This window comes from Streptomyces sp. HSW2009 (assembly GCF_040240285.1).
In the GTDB taxonomy this organism is placed as follows: domain Bacteria; phylum Actinomycetota; class Actinomycetes; order Streptomycetales; family Streptomycetaceae; genus Streptomyces.
On the sequence record NZ_JBEHZD010000878.1, the window covers coordinates 1 to 2,088 of the forward strand.

The window sequence follows — 2,088 nt, forward strand, 5'->3', positions numbered from 1 at the left end:
GCACGTCCTGGCGACGGCCCAAGCCTGGCTGGCCGAGCCGCGGCTCACCGCGGCGCACCTGGTCGTCGTCACCCGCGGCGCGGTCGCCGAGGGCGAGCCGGGCGGCGGCAGCGGGGCCGTCGACGCCGCATGGGTGGACGCCGCCGGCGCCGCCGTCTGGGGCCTGGTCCGCAGCGCCCAGGCGGAGAACCCGGGCCGGCTCCTCCTGCTCGACCTCGCCCCGGACGCCGGGACCGGCTGGGCGGAGGTGGCCGCCGCCCTCGCGGGGGCGATCGGCGCCGACGAGCCGCAACTCGCGCTGCGCGCCGGCCGACCGCTGCTGCCGCGCCTGGTACGGGCGCCCGCCGACGGCGGCGACCTGGTCCCGCCGGCCGACGCCCCCGCCTGGCGGCTGACCACCCGGGCGACCGCGACCGTCGAGAACGTGACGGTGGCCGCCTGTCCCGAAGCCCTCGCGCCGCTGGCCGCGGGCGAGGTCCGCATCGCGGTACGGGCCGCCGGCGTCAACTTCCGCGATGCGCTGATCGCCCTCGGCATGTACCCGGGCGGCGCCACCTTCGCGGGCAGCGAGGGCGCGGGCGTGATCACCGAGGTGGCCGCTGACGTCACCGGGCTGGCCGTCGGCGACCGGGTCTTCGGCCTCTTCGAGGGGGCGTTCGGCTCACTGGCCGTCGCCGACGCCCGCACCGTGACCCCGCTCCCCGACGAGTGGAGCTTCACCGACGGGGCATCGGCCCCGGTGGTGTTCCTCACCGCCTGGTACGCGCTGGTCGAACTCGGCTCCCTGACCGCCGGCGAGTCGGTGCTGATCCATGCGGGCACGGGCGGGGTGGGAATGGCGGCGGTACAGATCGCCCAGCACCTGGGCGCCGAGGTGTTCGCGACCGCCAGCCCCGCCAAGCACGGGGTGCTGGAAGGGCTGGGCGTCGATGCGGGACACCGGGCGAACTCGCGGGACCCGGGCTTCGAGTCGGTGATCCGGGAGGCGACCGGCGGCCGTGGCGTGGACGTGGTGCTCAACAGCCTGGCGGGTGACTTCGTCGACGCCTCGCTGCGGCTCCTCGGCGACGGCGGCCGGCTCCTGGAGATGGGCAAGACCGACGTCCGCGACCCCGAACAAGTCGCCGCCGACCACCCCGGGGTGCGCTACACCGCCTTCGACCTCATCGCCGACGCCGGCCCGCAGCGCATCGGAGCCCTGCTGGACACCCTGCGCAAACTGTTCGCCGACGGTGCGCTGACCCCGCTGCCGCACCGGGTGTGGCCGCTGGCCAGGGCCCGGCAGGCGCTGCGTCACCTCAGCCTGGCCAAGCACACTGGCAAGCTCGTACTCGACGTGCCCGCCACCCTCGACCCCGAGGGCACCGTCCTGATCACCGGCGGCACCGGCACCCTCGGTGCCCACGTCGCCGAACACCTCGTACGCACCGGACGCACCCGCAACCTGCTGCTGGTCAGCCGCAGCGGCCCGAAGGCGCCGGGCGCCGCGGACCTCGCCGAGCGGCTGTCCGCCGCCGGCGCCACCGCCCGCATCGTCGCCGCCGACGCCACCGACCCGGCGGCCGTCCGCGACCTGGTCGCCTCCGTCGACCCGGCCCACCCGCTGACCGGCGTCATCCACGCGGCCGGTGTCCTGGACGACGCGATGTTCCCCGCCCAGAACGCCGACCGGCTGGCCCGGGTCTGGGACGCCAAGGCGAAGGCCGCGGTCAACCTGCACACGGCCACCGCAGGGCAGCGCCTGGGCCTGTTCGTCCTCTTCTCCTCCTTCGCCTCCGCACTCGGCACCCCGGGACAGGCCAACTACGCGGCGGCCAACTCCTTCTGCGACGCGCTGGCCGCCCACCGCCGGGCCCTCGGCCTGCCCGGTGTCTCCATCGGCTGGGGCCTGTGGGCCGAGACCAGCGGACTCACCGCCCAGCTCGCCGCCGCAGACCTGGCCAGGATCGGCCGCCTCGGCATCAAGGCCAACAGCACCGATGCGGGCCTGGCGATGCTGGACGCGGCCTGCGCACACGGCCAGCCGCAGCTCCTCGCCCTCAGCCTGGACCCGCGGGCCCTCGCCGGCGGGCCCGCCGCGGCGCGGCC

1 protein-coding gene is annotated in these 2,088 nt (G+C 76.4%); it reads left to right on the plus strand.

Translation table 11 applies throughout. The features are described from left to right. Positions 1-2,088 (plus strand): SDR family NAD(P)-dependent oxidoreductase (locus tag AAHZ94_RS33160; RefSeq protein WP_349997413.1); only part of this gene is annotated, 2,088 nt, incomplete at both ends.